The sequence below is a fragment of the Catenuloplanes indicus genome, assembly GCF_030813715.1.
In the GTDB taxonomy this organism is placed as follows: Bacteria; Actinomycetota; Actinomycetes; order Mycobacteriales; family Micromonosporaceae; genus Catenuloplanes; species Catenuloplanes indicus.
The window spans coordinates 5,658,077-5,674,769 of record NZ_JAUSUZ010000001.1 but is presented as its reverse complement, the minus strand read 5'-3'; the positions used below and the strand labels follow the sequence as shown (position 1 = coordinate 5,674,769).

Sequence of the window (16,693 nt, the reverse complement as noted above, 5' to 3'; positions counted from 1 at the left end):
GAAGCGGGAAGATCCGTCTCTGGTCGATGGTGATCTGCAAGCGGGCCCCGCGCCGGAGGCGTTACCGCGCGCGCCGCGCCAGCAGGAGCACCGCGGAGCCGGCGCCGACCAGCGCCACGCCCGCGAGCACGGTCAGCACCACGTCCGGACCGGTGATCGGCAGCGTGGGCGTGCCGGCCGCCGGCGGCGCCGCGATCGCGGAGGTCGACGGGAACGGCGACGCGCTGCCGGACGGCGCGGGCGACGGCGACGCGGGCGCGTCCCGCTCCGCGATCCACTGCGCCACGTCCTGCGGCGTGCCGACCGCCTTGGTGAACAGCGGCAGGTAACCCTCGGTCTGGCCGGCCGGGTTCGGGTGCAGGATGGTGCCGTCGGCCTGCCCCTCGAAGCCGGCCACCCACGGCGCGTCCGAGCAGATCTCGTGACCGGCGAACACGCCCTCGACGTCCACGTAGGCCACACCGGCGAGCTTCGCCTGCGCGGCCAGCACCGCGTTCAGGCCGCCCATCACCCGGTTGCCCAGTTCCCGGATCGCCACCGGGATGTCCGTGCCGGTGCAGGTGCCGGCCGGCGAGAACGGCTGCGGGTAGCCGGTGAGCACGATCTTCGCCTGCGGCGCCTTCTCCTTGACCGTGGTCAGCACGGTGCCGACCGCGGCCGGCAGCGTGGTCCGCAGCGCCGTCTCGATCGCGGCCTGATCGGCCGCGCAGGCCGCCTCCCGGCCCGGTGTCATGCAGTCGGCGAACGCGCCGGTCACGCCCAGGTCGTTCGCCCCGGCCGTGATGCTGACCAGGTCGGTCTCCGCGGTGACCGCGGCGGCCGCGGTGAGCGCGTCGGTCGTTTGGCCGCCGCTGCAGGTGGCGTTGGTCAGCCGGACCAGCCTCGCGTCACCGGCCGTCCACAGCCGGGGGTAGGCACCGGCCGTGGTCCGGCAGGAGTCCAGCGGTGTCCCGGCGCCCACGCCGGCCGCGTACGAGTCGCCGAGCGCCACGTAGTCCACCGTGGGCAGCGGGGCCGCGGCCCGGGCCGGGGCGCCGAACCCGGCCGTGGCCAGGAGCGCGACCGAGACGGCCACGGCACCGCGAAGAACACCAGACAAAGACAAGACCATCTCTCCTCACACCCGTGCGCGGGTACGCCGTCGAGCAGGCTGACATGACCCGACAGCTCAGCGGAAGTCCAGCCGTTGTTCATTCGCGCCGGCGCGCGGACGTGAGAGCGCCCCGCCGGCCCGGTGGCCGGCGGGGCGCTCCCCGTGAGGACTACTGGTTACTTGATGGTCAGGTACGCGTTCTGCCAGCGGACCTTGCCGTCCTTGTCCCAGCCGCCGGCCAGGACGCGCTTGCCGCCCTTGGTGGCGTTCGCCGGGATCTGGATGGCCGAGGCGAACGTGCCGTCCGCCTTCGCGGTCGCGCCGCCGACCCGGACCTTCATGGTGCCCGAGTACAGGTAGACCCAGACCGACTCGCCGGGCTTCCAGCCGTAGCCGGTGATGGTGGTCCGCGAGTTGCGGTACAGGACGTACCCGCCGCTGCTCGACAGACCGCCACCGGCGGGCGAGGTCGCCGGCCACACGATGGTCGGCAGGGCGGCGTCCGGCGTACCGGTGACACCCGTGGACCAGTCGCCGTTGACCGCACCGTTGACCGCGCGGACCGTGACCGTGTACTGCGTGCCGCCCATCAGGCCGCGGATGGTGCAGACCTTGTTCTCGGCACCGATCGCGGCGCACCAGAACGACTTGCCACCGGCGACGGCCATCGCCTGGTACTTGGTGGCACCGGTGACGCCGTTCCACTCGACCCGCAGGCCCTGCGCCACGTTGGTCACCTTGACGTCGGCCGGGATGCCCGGCTTGCCGCCCGGCACGGTGCCGGGACCGTCGACCATGACCTCGGAGCTGCCCGCCGCGGCGGTGTTCGCCCAGATCGTGTACTTCGTACCCGCCGTGGCGGTGTCGAAGGTGCACTCCAGCGGGGTGGCCGAGGCCAGGATCTCGCAGGAGTGGCCGGCCGGCGTCGACTTCACCGTGTAGCTGGTGATGGCGAGCGCGGTGCTGGTCGGCGCCTTCCAGGAGACCTTGACCTTGCCGCCCTCGACGGCCTCGGCCTTGGCCTCGGTGACCGGTCCGGGCGGACCGGCGACCACGGCGCTGCTGGTCACGGTCTTGGAGTCGTCGTTACCGGCCACACCCAGCGACTTGATCGCGAACGTGTAGCTGGTGCCGGCGGTCAGGCCGTTGACGGTGCAGCTGACGACGTCGTCGGTGGAGACGTAGGCCGCGGTGCAGGTCTTGCCGTCCGGCGTCGAGGTGACCGTGTAGGACGCGATACCCGCACCCAGGTCGGACGGCCGGCGGAAGCTGACCTTGACCGCGCCCGCACCGGCCGGCGTGGCACCGGCGAGGTACGGGGTGCCCGGCGCACCGGTCGCCGAGGTGACCTTCTCGCTGTCCGAGTAGTAGTCCGTGTCGACGGAGAGCGCACGCACCCAGTAGGAGCGGGTGCCCGGCGCGCCGACGATGTCGAACTCGCACTCGGTCGACGTGGCGGTCACGCCGGTCGCCTTGTTGCACTGGGCCGAGATGTCGCCCTCCGCGCTGTTGTACACGTGGAGCGAGTGCACCGGCACCTGGTTACCGGTCGGCAGCGTCCAGGTGACCTTCACCGTGTCGGTGTCGACCGGCTCGACCTTGACCCCGGTCGGGGCGGCCGGACGGCCGACGACGTCGTAGGAGTCGGTGTAGTTCGTGGTGGTACCACTGATCACACCGCCCTGCGCCTTCACCTTGAACTTGTAGCTCCGGCCGGCCTCCAGGCCGGTGATGCCGCAGCTGGTCGCGGTGATGTTCTGGCAGGTGTCGGTGACCGACTTGACGGTCGGCGACGCCTCCACCGAGTACACGCCCGCCGGCGCACCCTTCTGCGCGGTCGGGTTGTTGACCGGCGGGTTCCACTTCAGCAGGATCGCGGTGCCGGTCATCAGCTCGGGAGACAGGATGGTCGGGATCGACGGCGAGCCACCGTAGTAGGTGGTGGCCGCCGCGTCCGAGCCGCCGACCGAGTTGTTCGCGACGACACGCACCGTGTACTGCTTACCGTCCACCAGGCCGGTCACCGGGCAGCTCATCAGCACGTTGCCGCACGTGTAGGTCGGGTCGGGCGTGAGCGCGTCCGCCGTGGTCTCGGCGACGGTGACGGTGTAGTCCACCACCGGGCCGCCGGACGTGGCGGGCGTCCACCACACCTCGCCGTCGTGCGTGGAGCCGACACCGGCGCTGTCCGTGGTCGCGTTCACGATCACGTCGAGCGGCGCACCGGGCCGGCCCGGCGTGAGCGCCGGCGACGCGGACGAGGACGTGATGCCGGTGTCCCCGCCACCGATGGCGTTCACCCAGAACGTGTACGACTTGGTCGGGTCGAGCCCTTCGACCACGCAGGACGTGCCCGAGGTGGCGCAGCCGGCGCTGGACGGCGTGGTGGTGACCGTGTAGGACGCCGCACCGGCCGCGGACGACCACTGCAGGTCCACCTTGCCGGAGCCGGTGACCGTCGGGTAACCGGGCACCCAGGCCGGCTTGTCCGGCGGGCCGGGCGTCGCGGTGGTCGAGGCGTTCGCCGAGGTGCCCTTCGACGTCTCCTCGGCGGTCTCGTAACCGGCGACCGTCACCGAGACCGTCTTGCGGGGCTCGAGGCCACCGATCAGGCAGCTGGTCGTGGTGACGTTACAGGTGGCCGTGTCACCGTCGGTGTCCGTCGCGGTGGCGACGTAGTGGTGGACGGTGGCGCCCGGGATCGCGTTCCACGTGACCCAGACCGACGCCTGCTTCGGCGTGACCGTCACCCCGGTGGGGGCGGCCAGCGCCGCGGCGGCCGGTGCCGCCAGCAGGGTTGTAGAGAGAGCACCCGCGAAGGCCACAGCGCCGAGACGGGCGCTCAAACCTTCCCGTGGTGCCCAGCGTGAGCGCGTTGCGCGCTCGCCGCCATGGACTATCGACATTCTTCCTACCCCCGTGTGGGTGCGGCCGGCACCTGAGTTGACCGGCGGAGACTCTCCGTAAGGTAAGCCAGCACAGAGGGTGATTGTTGGCGTTTCGCGCATATCGGTCGTGACTTGCGCTGCCAAGTCCCGATTCGGTCACATCACGACCGTTCCGGCCCGCTTCTACCAGGCGGTCCGGCCACCGTCGACGACAACGTTCGCACCGGTCACATACGTCGATCGCGGCGAGGCCAGGAACAGCAGCGCGGTGGCCAGCTCGGCCGGCTCGCCCACCCGGCCCAGCGGCGTCTGCGCGCCCAGCCGCCCGACCAGGGCCGGATCCGCGCCCGGGCCGGGGAACGCGCCCGGGGTCAGCGTGTTCACCCGCACGCCCAGCGGGCCCAGCTCGGCCGCGGCGTACCGGGCCAGCTGCACCAGTCCGGCCTTGACCGCGCCGTAGTAGGGCGGGTTGCCCACGGCCGGGTCGTCGTAGACCGGGCGTGGGCTGACCAGGCCGTACATGGAGGAAACCGCGATCACCGACGGCGAGCCGTCCGCCGCGGCCGCGCACAGCAGATCCCGGGTGGCGGACAGCAGCCGCTGGAACGCGGTCAGCGCCAGGTCCGCCGCCTCCGTGTAGTCGCCCGGCGCGGCCGTGGCCAGCGAACCGGCCCGGCCGACGTGTGCCGCGTGCACCAGCACGTCCAGCCGGCCGGTGCCGTCCCGGACCGCCGCGCCGAGCGCGGCCACCGCCGCGTCCGACGTCACGTCGCAGGCCAGCGCGCGGGTGCCCGGGACCGCCGCGCCGGACCGGGACACCGCCCACACCGTGGCACCCGCACCGGCCAGCACGGACGCGAACGTCCGGCCGAGCCGGCCGGTCGCACCGGTCACCACGGCGGTCCGGCCGGTCAGGCCGAAGAGATCGGTCACGGCGTCCATCGGCTCGGATCCAGCAGTTCCAGCGGTACGTTCGGCAGCACGGACAGCACGTGCGCGCGCTCCGCCGCGGACAGCGGAGACCGGGACGCCAGCATCGCGTTCGCCCGCAGCTGGCCCTCGGTGTCCGCGCCCACCACCACGGACGTCACCCAGGGCAACCCGAGCACGTACGCCAGGCACAGGTCCGCCCGGTCCGCGCGGCCCAGCTCCAGCGCGACCCGGTCCAGCGTGTCCACCACGGTGTTCCGCGCGGCCGGGTCCAGGTGCGGCCAGCGCACCATCCGTCCGGCCACCAGCAGCCCCTGCAGGTAGACGCTGCGCACGGTGACCACCAGGTCCGGGCGCCCGGCCAGGAGGTCCGCCAGGTCGGGGGCGAGCCACCGCCGGTCCAGCACGTTGCACGGCAGCTGCACGTAGCCGAGGCCGGGCAGGCGCAGCACCGCGCGCAGCTCGGCCGGCGACTGCACGCTCACGCCGACGCGTTCGGCAAGCCCGCTCTCCGCGTACCGGCGCAGGGTCTTCCAGGCGGCGCCGCCGACCGCGAGCGCGTCCGCGGCCCGGTGCAGCAGGACGGTGAGCGGTCCGCCGAGGTGCTCGGCACTGCGTGCGACGCTGGCCGTGACCGCCTGGGCCAGCGACGACTCGCAGCTGGCGACCGCGCCGAGCGGCGCCACCTTGGTGACCGCGCGCAGCCCGGAGCCGGCCGCACCGATCCGGCGCTCGCTCTCGCCGTACGCGCGGGCCGTGTCCACGTGCGTGATGCCCAGGTCGCAGGCCGCGTGGAGCAGCGCCGCGGCGGACGCGTCCGTGGGGCCACCGGTCGAGTTGGCGATGCCGTAGGCGCCGCCGAGCTGGGCGCCGCCGAGCACGAGCGCCGACTGCCGGTAGCCGCCGCGGTCTCGCACGGGCAACGCTGCGCGCAGGTCCGTCATGCAGTGCCCAACGGCGAAGTCACCGAACGGGTGCGCGGCGCGTTGGGCACTGCGACACGTCGCCGTCGAGCCCCGGGAGCGCTGGGCCTGCCCATGCATCACGCGAACTACTACTACGGGCATGCGCACGTGCTCGCCCGGTACTGCGGCCTCGCCGACCCGGCGCACCCGCCGCGGATGCTGGGCTACCTGCAGCACGGCTGGAACATCGGGGACGGGCTGGCGCCGGGTGTGCCGTTCGTGGACGGCAGCCCGCTGTTCGTCTGGTCCGAGGAGACGCGCCGCCGCGCCGTGTCCCAGGGCCGCCGCAACGTGATCGCGATCGGGTCGCCGTTCGCCTATCTGCAAGAAATGACACCGTCCGCCACCGTGGAGGAACGGGCCGGCACGATCTTCTACCCGTTCCACGGCTGGGAGGGTCAGCAGGTGATGGGCGACCATCAGCGGCTGATCGACGAGGTGCGGTCCGTCGAGGACGGCCCGGTCACGGTCTGTCTCTACTGGAACGAACACCGCGTCCGCGGCATCCGCAAACTCTACGAGCGGGCCGGCTTCCGGGTGATCTGCCACGGCTACCGCGGGTTCTGGTGGCGCGACCACGACCGGGAGTTCCTGGTCCGGCAGCTCGCCGAGCTGCGCCGGCACCGCCGGGTGGTGTCCAACCGGCTGTGCAGCGCGATCTGGTACGGCCTGCTCACCGGCGCGGACGCGGCCGTCTACGGCGACCCGATGGTGCTGGAGGACGGTGACATGACGTTCGGCGGCGAGCCCCGGCTGCGCCGCCAGTGGCCCGAGGTCTACGGCTACACCACCGACCGTGAAACCTGCCGAGCCCTGGCCCGCCGGGAGCTCGGTGCCGACAACCTGGCCCGGCCGGCGGAGCTGCGGAGCATGCTCGGCTGGCCGGAGCCCCTGGAGAGGTGCGCCTGATGTCCGACCGCCCCGCCGCTCTGCTGCCCGAGCCGGCCCACGCGGCCCCGGAGCCGCCGATCCCGGGTCAGATCAACCCGGCCGCGGCCGCGCTGGCGAACCTGACCCGGATCGGCGACGAGATGTTCGCCTGGTCCGACCCGGTGACGGCGTGCGGCGGCGCGCTCCGGTACCTGCTGCACACGCTGGTACCGGCGCCCGGCGCGCGGGTGCTGGTGGCCGGCCCGCATCACGACGAGCTGATCACCGCGCTGCACGCCGCGGGCGCGGCCGTGACCTGCCTGGTCCGCTCGCTCGGCGACGCGGAGGCGCTGGCGCTGCGGTTCCCCGGGACGACTGTGCTCTGCGGCGCCGCGTCCCGGCTGGACCCGATCACCCGGTACGACCTGGTGGTCTGCCTGGACGGCCTGGAGCGGCTGAACTCGGCCGAGGGCACGCCGCGCACCGACGACGACCTGCTGGCCACGCTCGCGAAGGCGGTCGCGCCGGACGGCACGCTGGTGCTCCGGCACGAGAACCCGCTCGGCGTGCATGCGGCCGTCGAGCTGGACCCGGGCGCGCGCGAGCGGTCCGACTCGGCCTGGTACCCGCCGGGCTCGGCCGCGGACCGGCCGGCGTCGCTGGCCGAGCTGACCGCCCGTCTGGCGATCTTCGGCCTGCACTCCACCGCCGGGTACGCCGCGTTCCCCACGCCGGAGAACCCGGCCGTCCTGATCGGACCGGGTCTGCTCGGCGAGGCCGGCGTGCCGCTGCGCGGGCCGGTGCAGGCCGTGCTGGCCCGCGCGTTCACCGACGCCTACCGGGACCGGCCGGTGCTCAGCGACCCGCGCCGGATCGCCGGCCGGGCGCTGCGCGCGGGCGCGGAGGCGGTGCTGGCCCCGGCGTGGGTGACCGTGTCCCGCGCGTCCGGCGAGGTGCCGTCGCACGCGCTGCTGGCCGGCGACGCGGACGGGCCGCACGCGTACACGCTGACGACCGCGGACTGGGGCGCGACCGCGACCACGCTGATCCCGGCGGACGAGTCGGTGCGGCGGGGCGGCCTGCGCCGGGTGAACGGCGCGTTCCCGGTGCCGGCCGGGGTGGTGCTGGAGGAGCGGCTGCTCGCGCTGTGCGCGCGGGCCGACCTGCCCGGGCTGCGCACCGAGCTGCGGCGGCTCGCGGCCTGGCTGGACGGGCACGCCCGGGACGGCTGGGTGACCGGCCCGATGGCGCTGGCCGACGCCGGTGAGCTGCTCGACGACGGCGCGCAGCTCGGCCTGGCCCCGCCGCGCTGGTCGCCGGACGAGCCGGTGCCGGTGGACACGGTGCTGACCCGGATCGCCTGGCGGTTCGCGGCCCGGCTGATCACGTCCGGCCAGCCGCACCCGTGGCCGATCACCAGCAGCGCGGTGGACCTGGCCGGCCTGCTGCTCGGCATGATCGACCGTACGCTGCGCGCGGACTCGCTGCGCGCCGCGATCGAGCTCGAACTGGACCTGTCCGGCCTGCCGCTGCCGGAACGCGACGGCCGCCGCCGCGAGCTGCTGGCGATCGCGCCCGGCGCCGCCACCATCGACGTGCCCGGCTACCGCGAGCTGGCCGAGGCGCTGTGGCGGCAGCGCTACCAGGCCAGTCACCTGCTGGCCCAGATGGAGTGGACCGAGCAGATCATCCGCTCCCGCGACCTGCACCTGTCCAAGATGGACTGGGAGATCCAGCTCTATCGCCGGACCTGGCCGGGCCGCTTCCTGATGGTCGCGCGCAGCGGCTACAAACTGGTCCGCAACGACACCCGCAAACTCTCCAAGAAGATCAGCAAGCGCCGCGCCGCCGCCCGCCGCGCCAAGCGCGATCTCGCGTTCCCGCAGCCCGGCGACGTGATCTGAGACGACGCCCGGGGCGGAGTGCGTCGCGCACTCCGCCCCGGGCGGAAACCCTTCACGAGCCGCTTCTCCCGCTCCCGGCGTGGCCGAGTTCCGCATGCTCCCGCGGGCCCCGGTTCCGCGGTGGCCGGTCAGACCCGGATCGTGGTGCGGGTGGTGAATTCCTCCAGCAGGTCGTGGCCGTCCCAGACCGGGGCGAACGAGAGCGCCTGACCGAACGGCACGATCCGGTCCAGGCCGCGGCCCGGGACCGCGGTGACCAGTGCACGCAGCTCGTCGCCGGTGAAGCCGAAGTGGCTCAGCGTCTGGTCGCGCGGCGTGATCAGCGGTGCCAGGTCGCGCAGGCCGTCCAGGCGGGCGACCGCGACCACGCCGGTGCCGAGCCAGCCGCGCGGCGGCTCGGCGCCGTCCGTGAGGTCCAGCCAGGTCAGCTCGTTGCCGGTGAACCGCACGCCGGACGCGCGGCCGTCCGCGGCCAGGCCGTACGTGCGGATCCGCTTCTCCACGGCCATCGCCGCGTCGACCGTCCAGCCACGACGGTGCACCGCGTCGGCCAGCTCGCGGCGGAAGCCGTCCAGCGCCTTCTCCGCGTCCGCGGGCGTACCGGCCACGTACAGCGTGCGCGGCGACGAGCAGGCGGCCTGGTCGAACCAGTAGACGTCGTTCGCGTAGCCGTCCGCGGCGGCGCGCTGCACGTCGCCCGGCGCGGCCAGCCAGCCGGGCGCGGACAGCACCGCGAACGAGGACCGGTCCGGGAACGCCAGGTCACGCGCGAGCGGGCTGAGCGGGAACCGGCGCAGCGCGGTCACGCTGGCGTCACCGCCCCAGAGCACGCGCAGGTCGCAGGCGGCGGACAACTCCGCGGTGAGCACGTCGTCCCGGCCGTAGGAGACCATCCGCTGGGTGCGCGCGATCACCGGATCGGCGTCCGCGAGCGCGTCGTTCAGCGCGGCCAGCACGGCGTCCGCGGCACCGGCGGACCGGCTGGACAGGCGCACCACGTTGCGGTTGCCGGCCAGCGCGCTCAGCGCCCAGGAGTAGACGAACACGGTGTCCACGTTGGCCGGCGGCACGTGGAAGACCAGGCCGCGCGGGCGGCGTACCGTGTGCGGATCTGTCTTTCGAAGGTGCGCGGCGGTCCTCGCCAGTTCGGCACGGCGCAGGAAGAAGCCGAGGGAGCCCAGCTCCGGGTGGGCGCGCGCGACGGACGGCGCGAGCAGCCGGGCGGAGAGCGCGCCGAGGAACTGCACCACGCGCGGGTCGCCCACGGTCAGCGCGTCCTCGGCCGGCAGCAGTCCCTCGGCGGTCGCCGGGAAACGAACGATCACAGTGCGGCCCTTCCCTGTGCCGGTACGGCGTAGACGTCACTGCAGCCGCGCGCCTCGGCCCGCGGCAGCCGGCCGAGCACCTCGAACCGCTTGCCCGGCCAGGCACCGTCGTCGACGCCGTGCACCACGCCGAGGTCCTCGGTGAGCAGCACGTTCCCCGGGTACGACGTGGGCAGCGTGCTGACCAGCTCGATCAGGCCCGGAGTGCCGGCCGGCTGCTCGGCCCAGGTGCGCGGATCCCGGATGATCACGTCGGCGAAGTCCGGGCAGTACAGGCCGCCGCCGTCCGGGCCCTCCAGGAAGACCGTGCCGATCTGCTCGACCATGCCGTAGAAGTTGTGGATCCGCCGCAGCCCGGTGTCCGCGGTGAACCGGGCCCGGAACTCGGCCGGCGACACGGCGCGGTCCTGCAGCTTCTTCCACCCTCCGGAGTGGACCAGCACGCCGTTGCTCAGGTCCCAGCCACGGTCCCGGGCCAGCTCGTAGAGGTGCAGCCAGACCATGAACGTGAACCCGAAGATCAGGAACGGCCGGTCGCCGTGCTTGTGCAGGAACGCCTCGACGGTGTGCGGCTCGACCGCGCCGTCCGCGTCCAGCGCCCACGCGTGCTCCCGGCCGAAGCCCATCATGCCCAGCACACCGGCGCCGCGGGCGGAGAACGTGCGCCGGTCGGCCAGGATCGCGCGCGTGTCGACCAGCAGCATCGGCAGCCGGTGCGGGCCGAGCACGGTCTGCATGGTGCGGGACAGCATGCGGCTCTGCGCGGCCGCGGCGTGCTGGTCCAGGAAGATCCGGCTCGGCGTACCGGTGGTCCCGCTGCTGGTCAGCGTCTTGAACACGGCCGCGTCCGGGATGCTCTTCAGCGCGTGCGTCTTGAACATCCGCACCGGCAGCCAGGGCAGTTCCTCCAGCCGCCGGTAGCGCCGATCCGCGCCGTGCCCGATCGCGTCCATGATCTGCCGGTACGGCGGGCAGCCGGCCCGGTGCGCCGCCAGCCGCTCGACGATCTCCGGCAGCAGCCGTTCCTCCTTGGCCGGCTGTGTCAGCCGGAAGACCTCCGGCACGCCCAGGGTGTCGGTCGGCACGCGGTCACCCCCGTCTCGGAAACTCGTTGACCCTCGGGGCTGTTGCCCCAGGAGTTGAACGAGAGCGGGAGCGACACGGATGCGGATCGTCGGAATCGTCCAGGCCCGGATGGGCTCCGAACGGCTGCCCGGCAAGGTACTGCGGCCGCTCGGCGAGCGCAGCGTGCTCGCCTGGGTGATCCGCGCCGCGCGCACGGCCGGCTGCCTGGACGACCTGATCGTGGCGACCAGCGACCGTCCCGAGGACGCGGCCGTCGCCGCCGAGTGCGCCACGCTGGGCGTACGGGTGTTCCGCGGCCCGGCCGAGGACGTGCTGACCCGCTTCGTGGGCGCGCTCTCCGGCGTACTGCCCGCGCAGAGCCGCGGCGTCGACGCGGTGATGCGGTTCAACGCGGACTGCCCGCTGCTCGACCCGGACGTGATCCGCACCGCGGTCCGGCACTTCACCGCCTCGCCCGGCCTGGACTACCTGAGCACGTCGCTGCACCGGGTGCTGCCGCTCGGCACCGACGTGGAGATCGTCTCGGTGGACGCGCTGCGCCGCGCGGACCGGCTGGCCACCGGGTTCCACCGCACGCACGTCACCTCGTACGTCTACACCCATCCGGAGGACTTCACGGTCACCGGCATCGCGCTGCCACCGGACCGCTCCGGGCTGCGCGTCACGCTGGACACGATCGAGGACTGGCGGCTGATCGAGGCCGTCGTCGCCCACTTCGGCGACCGGATCATCGGGGTCCGCGAGCTGTCCGCCTGGCTGGACGCGAACCCGGACGTCCGCGCGCTGAACGGCGAGGTGCGGCAGAAGGCGCTGGCCGACCGGTGACCGCGGTCGGGCTGCGCTGCGACGCGGGCGTCACCATGGGCGTCGGCCACCTGGTCCGCTGCCTGGCACTCGCCGAGGAGCTGCTCACCCGCGGCTGCCAGGTGGCGCTGCTCGGCGACGTCGGCACGGTGCCGTGGACCACCCGGGAGATCGACCGGCTCGGCCTGCCGGTCATCGCCGCCCCCGCCGACCCGGCCGCGCTCGCGCTCACCGCCTGGCGCCTCGGCCTGGACGCCGTGGTCATCGACTCGTACGTGACCGACCCGGGCTGTGCCGCCGCGCTCCGGGCCGGCGGCGTCACGGTACTGGCGATCGTCGACGGCGACCTCCGCGGCCAGCAGCCCGACCTCTTCCTGGACCAGAACCTGAACGCCGACCTGGCCGCGCCACCGCTCCCCCCGGGCACCCTCCGCCTGGCCGGCCTGCGCTACGTCCTGCTCCGCGACTCGGTCCGGTCCCGCCGCCCACCCGCTCCCCGCCCACTGCCACCGGCCGGCCCACCGTCCGTGGTCTGCTTCTTCGGCGGCACCGACCCGGCCGGCGCGGCCCCGGTCCTGGCCGGCATGCTGGCCGCCACCGGCGTCCCACTGCACGCCACCGTCGTCTCCCCCACGGCAGCGCCACCGGACGCCACCACCGTCTCCCCCACGGCCGCGCTGCCGGACGCCACCGCGGCCTCCAGCGCGGCCGCGGGCGTGCCGCCCGCTCCGGGACAGACGTTCCGTTTCGTGCCGAACACGCCGGACCTGCCTGCACTGCTGGACCGCGCCGACCTGGTGGTGGCCGCCGCCGGCACGTCCACCTGGGAACTGCTCTGCCTGGGCGTGTGTCCCGCGCTCGTCATGGTCGCGGACAACCAGCGGCTCGGCTACGACGCGATGCTGGCGCGCGGTCTCGGCCTCGGGCTCGGCGCGATCACGGACCTCCCCTCACCGGCCGCGGTCCGCACGCTGCACGCGGCGCTGACCTCCCCGGAGCGACGGCACGCGCTGGCCGCCCGCGGCTGGGCCGAGGTCGACGGCGACGGCCGCGTCCGCGCCGCGGACGCCCTCCTCACCGCCGTGGCCACCCGCCGCCCGCACTGACCGGCCACTGTGCTCCGCTTACCCGCCCACCACAGACGCCGGTCAGCCGCATGTGCCGCTGACCGGCACAAAGCGGCACCGCTCGCCCACTTTGCTCTGCTTACCTGCACAAAAGGCAAAAATCGCCCGTTGATCCGCCGCGCACGGCTTTGCTCTGCTTACCGGTACAAAGCGAAAATCGCCTGCGGGTCAGACGCCCACGGCTCTGCTCTGCTTACCGGCACAAAAGGGACGCCGCCCGGCTCTGCCTACCCGAGGGGCACGGCGGCGGCAGCGGACATTTCGCCCGCAAGCGGCGGCGTGGCGGCATGTAAGCAGAGCAAAGGTGACGCGGGGCGCCTCCTGGCCAGCGTGGCGCGCTGAGCCTCGGCGAGATCCCGGGCGGCGCGTTCCCGTCCGTACCGTGGGATATTCAGGCGCGGGAACCGAGGGCCTGGTTGATCGCGCGGCCGAGGGCGGCGATGACCAGGGAAACGCTCGGGCGGATGGTGGATTCCTCCATGCTCACGCCGCCGCCGAAGCCGGCGCCGGAGGCGATCTCCTCCAGGCGCTTGTGTGCCTGCTCCAGCGCCTCGTTGTCCAGGCCGAGCGCGGGCTCCATCCGCGTCGCGGCGAGCAGCGTGGCCAGCGCGGCGGTGCGCTCGTCGGGCAGCGACTGGCCGGTCAGCGCCTCGGCGAGGCGGGCGCGGATGTCCTGCTCGTGGCTGTGGTCGGCGGTCGGGTAGCGGTGCAGGTGGATCACACCGCCCATCGCGGTCTCGTCCACGTCGCGCACCACGCCGCGCTCGACCAGGTCGGCCAGCACCCGGTCGCGCAGGCCGTGCCGGAGGCGCTGCAGCCAGGACGACGACGTGTGCGGCGTGTCCGAGTCGATCTTCGCGAGTACCGCGTCCAGGATCGGGTCGCCGACCGGCGTGTTGTCCTTCACCACGAGCGAGTCGCCCGACATGGTCAGACGGCCCACCAGGGCCAGCTCCACCAGGACCGCCGCGGCCATGCCGAGGTCGAGCGCGATCCGCGACCCGACGGCGCGTCCGGACTCGTCGTCGTACGCCAGGACCAGCAATTCCTCGGGCAACGTAATGGGAGCCATGGCCATGACCATAGTGGCCGCCCCCAAGAGCGCGGTAGGGGCTGGCTAGGGTGATGCCGGTGCAGGCCATCATTGCCACGCTGGGCTACGTATACTCCGCCGACCAGCAGGAAATTCTCATGATCAGGCGCGACGCGCGCCCGGACGATGTGCACTTCGGGTACTACAACGGCCTCGGCGGCAAGCTCGAGCCGGACGAGGACGTGGTGTCCGGAATGCGACGCGAGATCCTGGAGGAGGCCGGCCTCACCTGCGACGCGCTGGACCTGGCCGGGACCATCTCGTGGCCCGGGTTCGGACGCAACGGGGAGAACTGGTTCGGTTTCGTCTTCCGGATCACCGCGTGGTCCGGCACGCCGCTGACGTCGAACCCGGAGGGCACACTGGTCTGGACGCCGGTCGAGGACGTGCTGGCCGGCGCGGTGCCGATGTGGGAGAGCGACCGGCACTTCCTGCCGCTGGTGTTCGCGGAGAAGCCGCGGGTCTTCCACGGCGTGATGCCGTTCGCCGCGGGCCGCGCGCTGTCCTGGAGCTACTCCGAGGTCTGACGCCCGGCCCGCGGGGCGCGGTCAGAAGCGGGGCATGCCGCCGAACTGACGGTCACCGGCGTCGCCGAGGCCGGGCACGATGAACCGGTGCTCGTTGAGTTTCTCGTCGATCGACGCGGTGACCAGGCGCAACGGCAGGCCGGAGGCGCGCAGGCGCTCGATGCCGGGCGGGGCCGCCAGCACGCACACCACGATGATGTCGGTGCAGCCGCGATCGGTCAGCAGCCGGCAGCAGTGCTCCAGCGAGCCGCCGGTGGCCAGCATCGGGTCGAGGACCAGCACCGGGTGGCCGGTGAGGTCGACGGGGAGCGACTCCATGTACGCCCGGGGCTCGAACGTCACCTCGTCGCGGGCCAGGCCGACGAACCCCATGGACGACTCGGGCAGCAGCGCGAGCGCGGAGTCGGCCATTCCCAGCCCGGCGCGCAGCACCGGCACGATGAGCGGCGGCTTGGCCAGCCGGGTGCCGGCCGTGGGCGCCACCGGCGTCTCCACCGGGAACTGCTCGACGTCGAACGTGCGCGCGGCCTCGTACACCAGCATGGTGGTGAGCTCGGTGAGCGCCGCGCGGAACGCGGCCGAGTCGGTGCGCGCGTCGCGCATCGCGGTCAGCCGGGACTGGGCAAGGGGATGATCAACGACGAGTACGTCCACGGTCGTTCAACCTACCGGCAGCGGCCGACGCGAACGAGTAGACCTCACACATCGTCTCCGCGTATGCCGCCGGCGTGTGCCGCGCGGCCTGCACCGCGGCGGCCTCGCCGACCTTGCGCGCCCGTTCCGGGTCGGCCAGCAGCTCCAGGACCGCGTCCGCGAAGTGCCCCGGCTCCGGGCGGGCGAGCACCGCGGCGCCGCCGAGCGGGCCCTGGCCGTGCAGCACCTCGTCGCACATGACCGCGGGCACACCGGCCAGCGCGGCCTCCTGGAGCACCAGCGCCTGGGTGTCGGACAGCGACGGGAAGACGAACGCGTCCGCGCTGCCGTACGCGGCCGCGACCACGTGCGACGGCTGCTCACCGGCGACCGTGATCCGGGCCGCGGCGTCCGGCCCGGCCGCCTCGATCAGCGCGGCCAGCCAGCGGCGCTCGAAGACCGCGCCGACCAGCACCAGCCGGGCGTGCGGATCGCGCGCCGCGATCCGCCCGAAGCTCTCGATCAGCAGGTCGACGCCCTTCTCCCGGTTGACCCGGCCGACGAAGAGCAGCACCCGGTCGGTGTCCGCGATGCCGTGCTCGGCGCGGAACGCCGCGACCGCCTGCGGCGTGGTGGGCCGCGCGGCCACCCCGGTCGGGACCAGGAAGATCCGCTCGTCCGGCACCGGCAGCGTGATCCGGTTGAGCGCGGCGCGGGTCGGCACGATCACCGCGTCCGCATCGCCGAGCAGCAGCCGGTTGTAGTTGTCGACCGCCTCGTGCCGGCTGCTGACCCGCTCCGGTGCGATCCGGGCCGGGCGGCGCCCGGTGGCACGGCGGGCCACGCTGGCGGCCCGGCCGGCGACGCTGGCCGCACCGCTGGCGGCGCGGCCGGCGACCAGGCGGGTGCGCGCGGCGGCGCGGCGGGCGTAGCGGACCGCGCGCGGGCCGGTGACCGGGATCAGGTGCGGCTCGTGCACCGGCACGCCGAGGCGGCGCGCGTAGAGCTTGGTGATCGCGTTGAGCGCGCCGGCCGGGACCCGGTACGCGTCCGCGTACGCGTGCAGATCGGTGTGGTACGTGTGGATCATGGGCAGCCCGAGCTTGCGCGCCGCGACCACGCCGAGCAGCCCGATCGTCCCCGGCGTGTGCACGTGCACGATGTCCGGCCGGAACGCCTCGATCTGGTCGAGGGTGGCGCCGGCCCCCGTCTCCCGGAGCAGCCACGGCGACAGCCGGAGGTTTGCCACCCCGCACGGCAGGGCACGTAGCGTCAGCAGACCGTCCTCGGCGACCTGGTCGGGGTGGCGCGGCACGATGGTCATGCCGGGGTGGCCCTGCTCGGCGAGCGCGGTGGTGAGCGTCCGGATGGACGTGATCACTCCGTCGCGGCGGGGCAGGTACGTGTCGGAGAAGTGCACTACTCGCACAGCGAGAGACAATCGGAGC

At 73.6% G+C, this 16,693-nt stretch carries 14 protein-coding genes; 5 read left to right on the top strand and 9 right to left on the bottom strand.

From position 1 onward, the window contains the following. Positions 1 to 61 precede the first annotated feature (61 nt). The 4 genes from J2S42_RS25675 to J2S42_RS25660 form a co-directional block, all read right to left on the bottom strand. Positions 62 to 1,105, bottom strand: a complete 1,044-nt coding sequence (locus J2S42_RS25675) for an SGNH/GDSL hydrolase family protein (RefSeq protein ID WP_307243038.1) — start codon at positions 1,103 to 1,105, stop codon at positions 62 to 64. Positions 1,106 to 1,269: 164 nt separating this feature from the next. After that, positions 1,270 to 3,918 (bottom strand): fibronectin type III domain-containing protein, encoded by a 2,649-nt coding sequence (locus J2S42_RS25670; protein WP_307243036.1) that lies wholly within the window; start codon positions 3,916 to 3,918, stop codon positions 1,270 to 1,272. Between the two features lie 246 nt (positions 3,919 to 4,164). Continuing rightward, the gene (locus J2S42_RS25665; protein WP_307243034.1) at positions 4,165 to 4,923 is read right to left on the bottom strand and encodes an SDR family oxidoreductase; all 759 of its coding nucleotides are present in this window, start codon (positions 4,921 to 4,923) and stop codon (positions 4,165 to 4,167) included. Further along, positions 4,911 to 5,828: an aldo/keto reductase gene (locus J2S42_RS25660; protein WP_307243032.1), complete on the bottom strand. Its 918-nt coding sequence runs from the start codon at positions 5,826 to 5,828 to the stop codon at positions 4,911 to 4,913. The genes J2S42_RS25665 and J2S42_RS25660 overlap by 13 nt, the downstream gene beginning before the upstream one ends. 120 nt (positions 5,829 to 5,948) lie before the next feature. Here J2S42_RS25660 and J2S42_RS25655 point away from each other — a divergent pair, with 120 nt between their 5' ends. After that, entirely contained in the window at positions 5,949 to 6,785 is an 837-nt protein-coding gene (locus tag J2S42_RS25655) for a hypothetical protein (protein ID WP_307243030.1), read from the top strand. Continuing rightward, positions 6,785 to 8,650, top strand: coding sequence for a hypothetical protein (locus J2S42_RS25650; RefSeq protein ID WP_307243028.1), 1,866 nt, complete (start codon positions 6,785 to 6,787; stop codon positions 8,648 to 8,650). Before J2S42_RS25655 ends, J2S42_RS25650 begins: the two co-directional genes overlap by 1 nt. 128 nt (positions 8,651 to 8,778) lie before the next feature. Here the strand turns inward: J2S42_RS25650 and J2S42_RS25645 are convergent, their stop codons facing one another. Together J2S42_RS25645 and J2S42_RS25640 are read right to left on the bottom strand one after the other, a co-directional pair. Beyond that, positions 8,779 to 9,975: an acyl-CoA reductase gene (locus tag J2S42_RS25645; protein ID WP_307243027.1), complete on the bottom strand. Its 1,197-nt coding sequence runs from the start codon at positions 9,973 to 9,975 to the stop codon at positions 8,779 to 8,781. Continuing rightward, positions 9,972 to 11,060, bottom strand: coding sequence for a LuxE/PaaK family acyltransferase (locus tag J2S42_RS25640; protein WP_307243025.1), 1,089 nt, complete (start codon positions 11,058 to 11,060; stop codon positions 9,972 to 9,974). Before J2S42_RS25640 ends, J2S42_RS25645 begins: the two co-directional genes overlap by 4 nt. A gap of 79 nt (positions 11,061 to 11,139) precedes the next feature. Between J2S42_RS25640 and J2S42_RS25635 the strand changes: the two genes are divergently transcribed. Both J2S42_RS25635 and J2S42_RS25630 read left to right on the top strand, forming a co-directional pair. Beyond that, positions 11,140 to 11,886, top strand: coding sequence for a cytidylyltransferase domain-containing protein (locus tag J2S42_RS25635; RefSeq protein ID WP_307243023.1), 747 nt, complete (start codon positions 11,140 to 11,142; stop codon positions 11,884 to 11,886). Continuing rightward, entirely contained in the window at positions 11,883 to 12,971 is a 1,089-nt protein-coding gene (locus J2S42_RS25630) for a PseG/SpsG family protein (RefSeq protein WP_442320093.1), read from the top strand. Before J2S42_RS25635 ends, J2S42_RS25630 begins: the two co-directional genes overlap by 4 nt. A gap of 412 nt (positions 12,972 to 13,383) precedes the next feature. On the opposite strand, the gene J2S42_RS25625 is transcribed toward J2S42_RS25630, so the two are convergent. Further along, positions 13,384 to 14,064, bottom strand: coding sequence for a GOLPH3/VPS74 family protein (locus J2S42_RS25625; protein WP_307243021.1), 681 nt, complete (start codon positions 14,062 to 14,064; stop codon positions 13,384 to 13,386). A 59-nt stretch (positions 14,065 to 14,123) separates the two neighbouring features. On the opposite strand from J2S42_RS25625, the gene J2S42_RS25620 reads away from it, so the two are divergent. Beyond that, positions 14,124 to 14,612, top strand: a complete 489-nt coding sequence (locus tag J2S42_RS25620) for an NUDIX hydrolase (protein ID WP_370879254.1) — start codon at positions 14,124 to 14,126, stop codon at positions 14,610 to 14,612. A 21-nt stretch (positions 14,613 to 14,633) separates the two neighbouring features. Here J2S42_RS25620 and upp read toward each other — a convergent pair whose 3' ends face one another. Both upp and J2S42_RS25610 read right to left on the bottom strand, forming a co-directional pair. Next, entirely contained in the window at positions 14,634 to 15,266 is a 633-nt protein-coding gene (upp, locus tag J2S42_RS25615) for a uracil phosphoribosyltransferase (RefSeq protein WP_307243017.1), read from the bottom strand. Continuing rightward, entirely contained in the window at positions 15,247 to 16,674 is a 1,428-nt protein-coding gene (locus tag J2S42_RS25610) for a glycosyltransferase (protein WP_307243015.1), read from the bottom strand. The genes upp and J2S42_RS25610 overlap by 20 nt, the downstream gene beginning before the upstream one ends. Positions 16,675 to 16,693 lie beyond the last annotated feature (19 nt).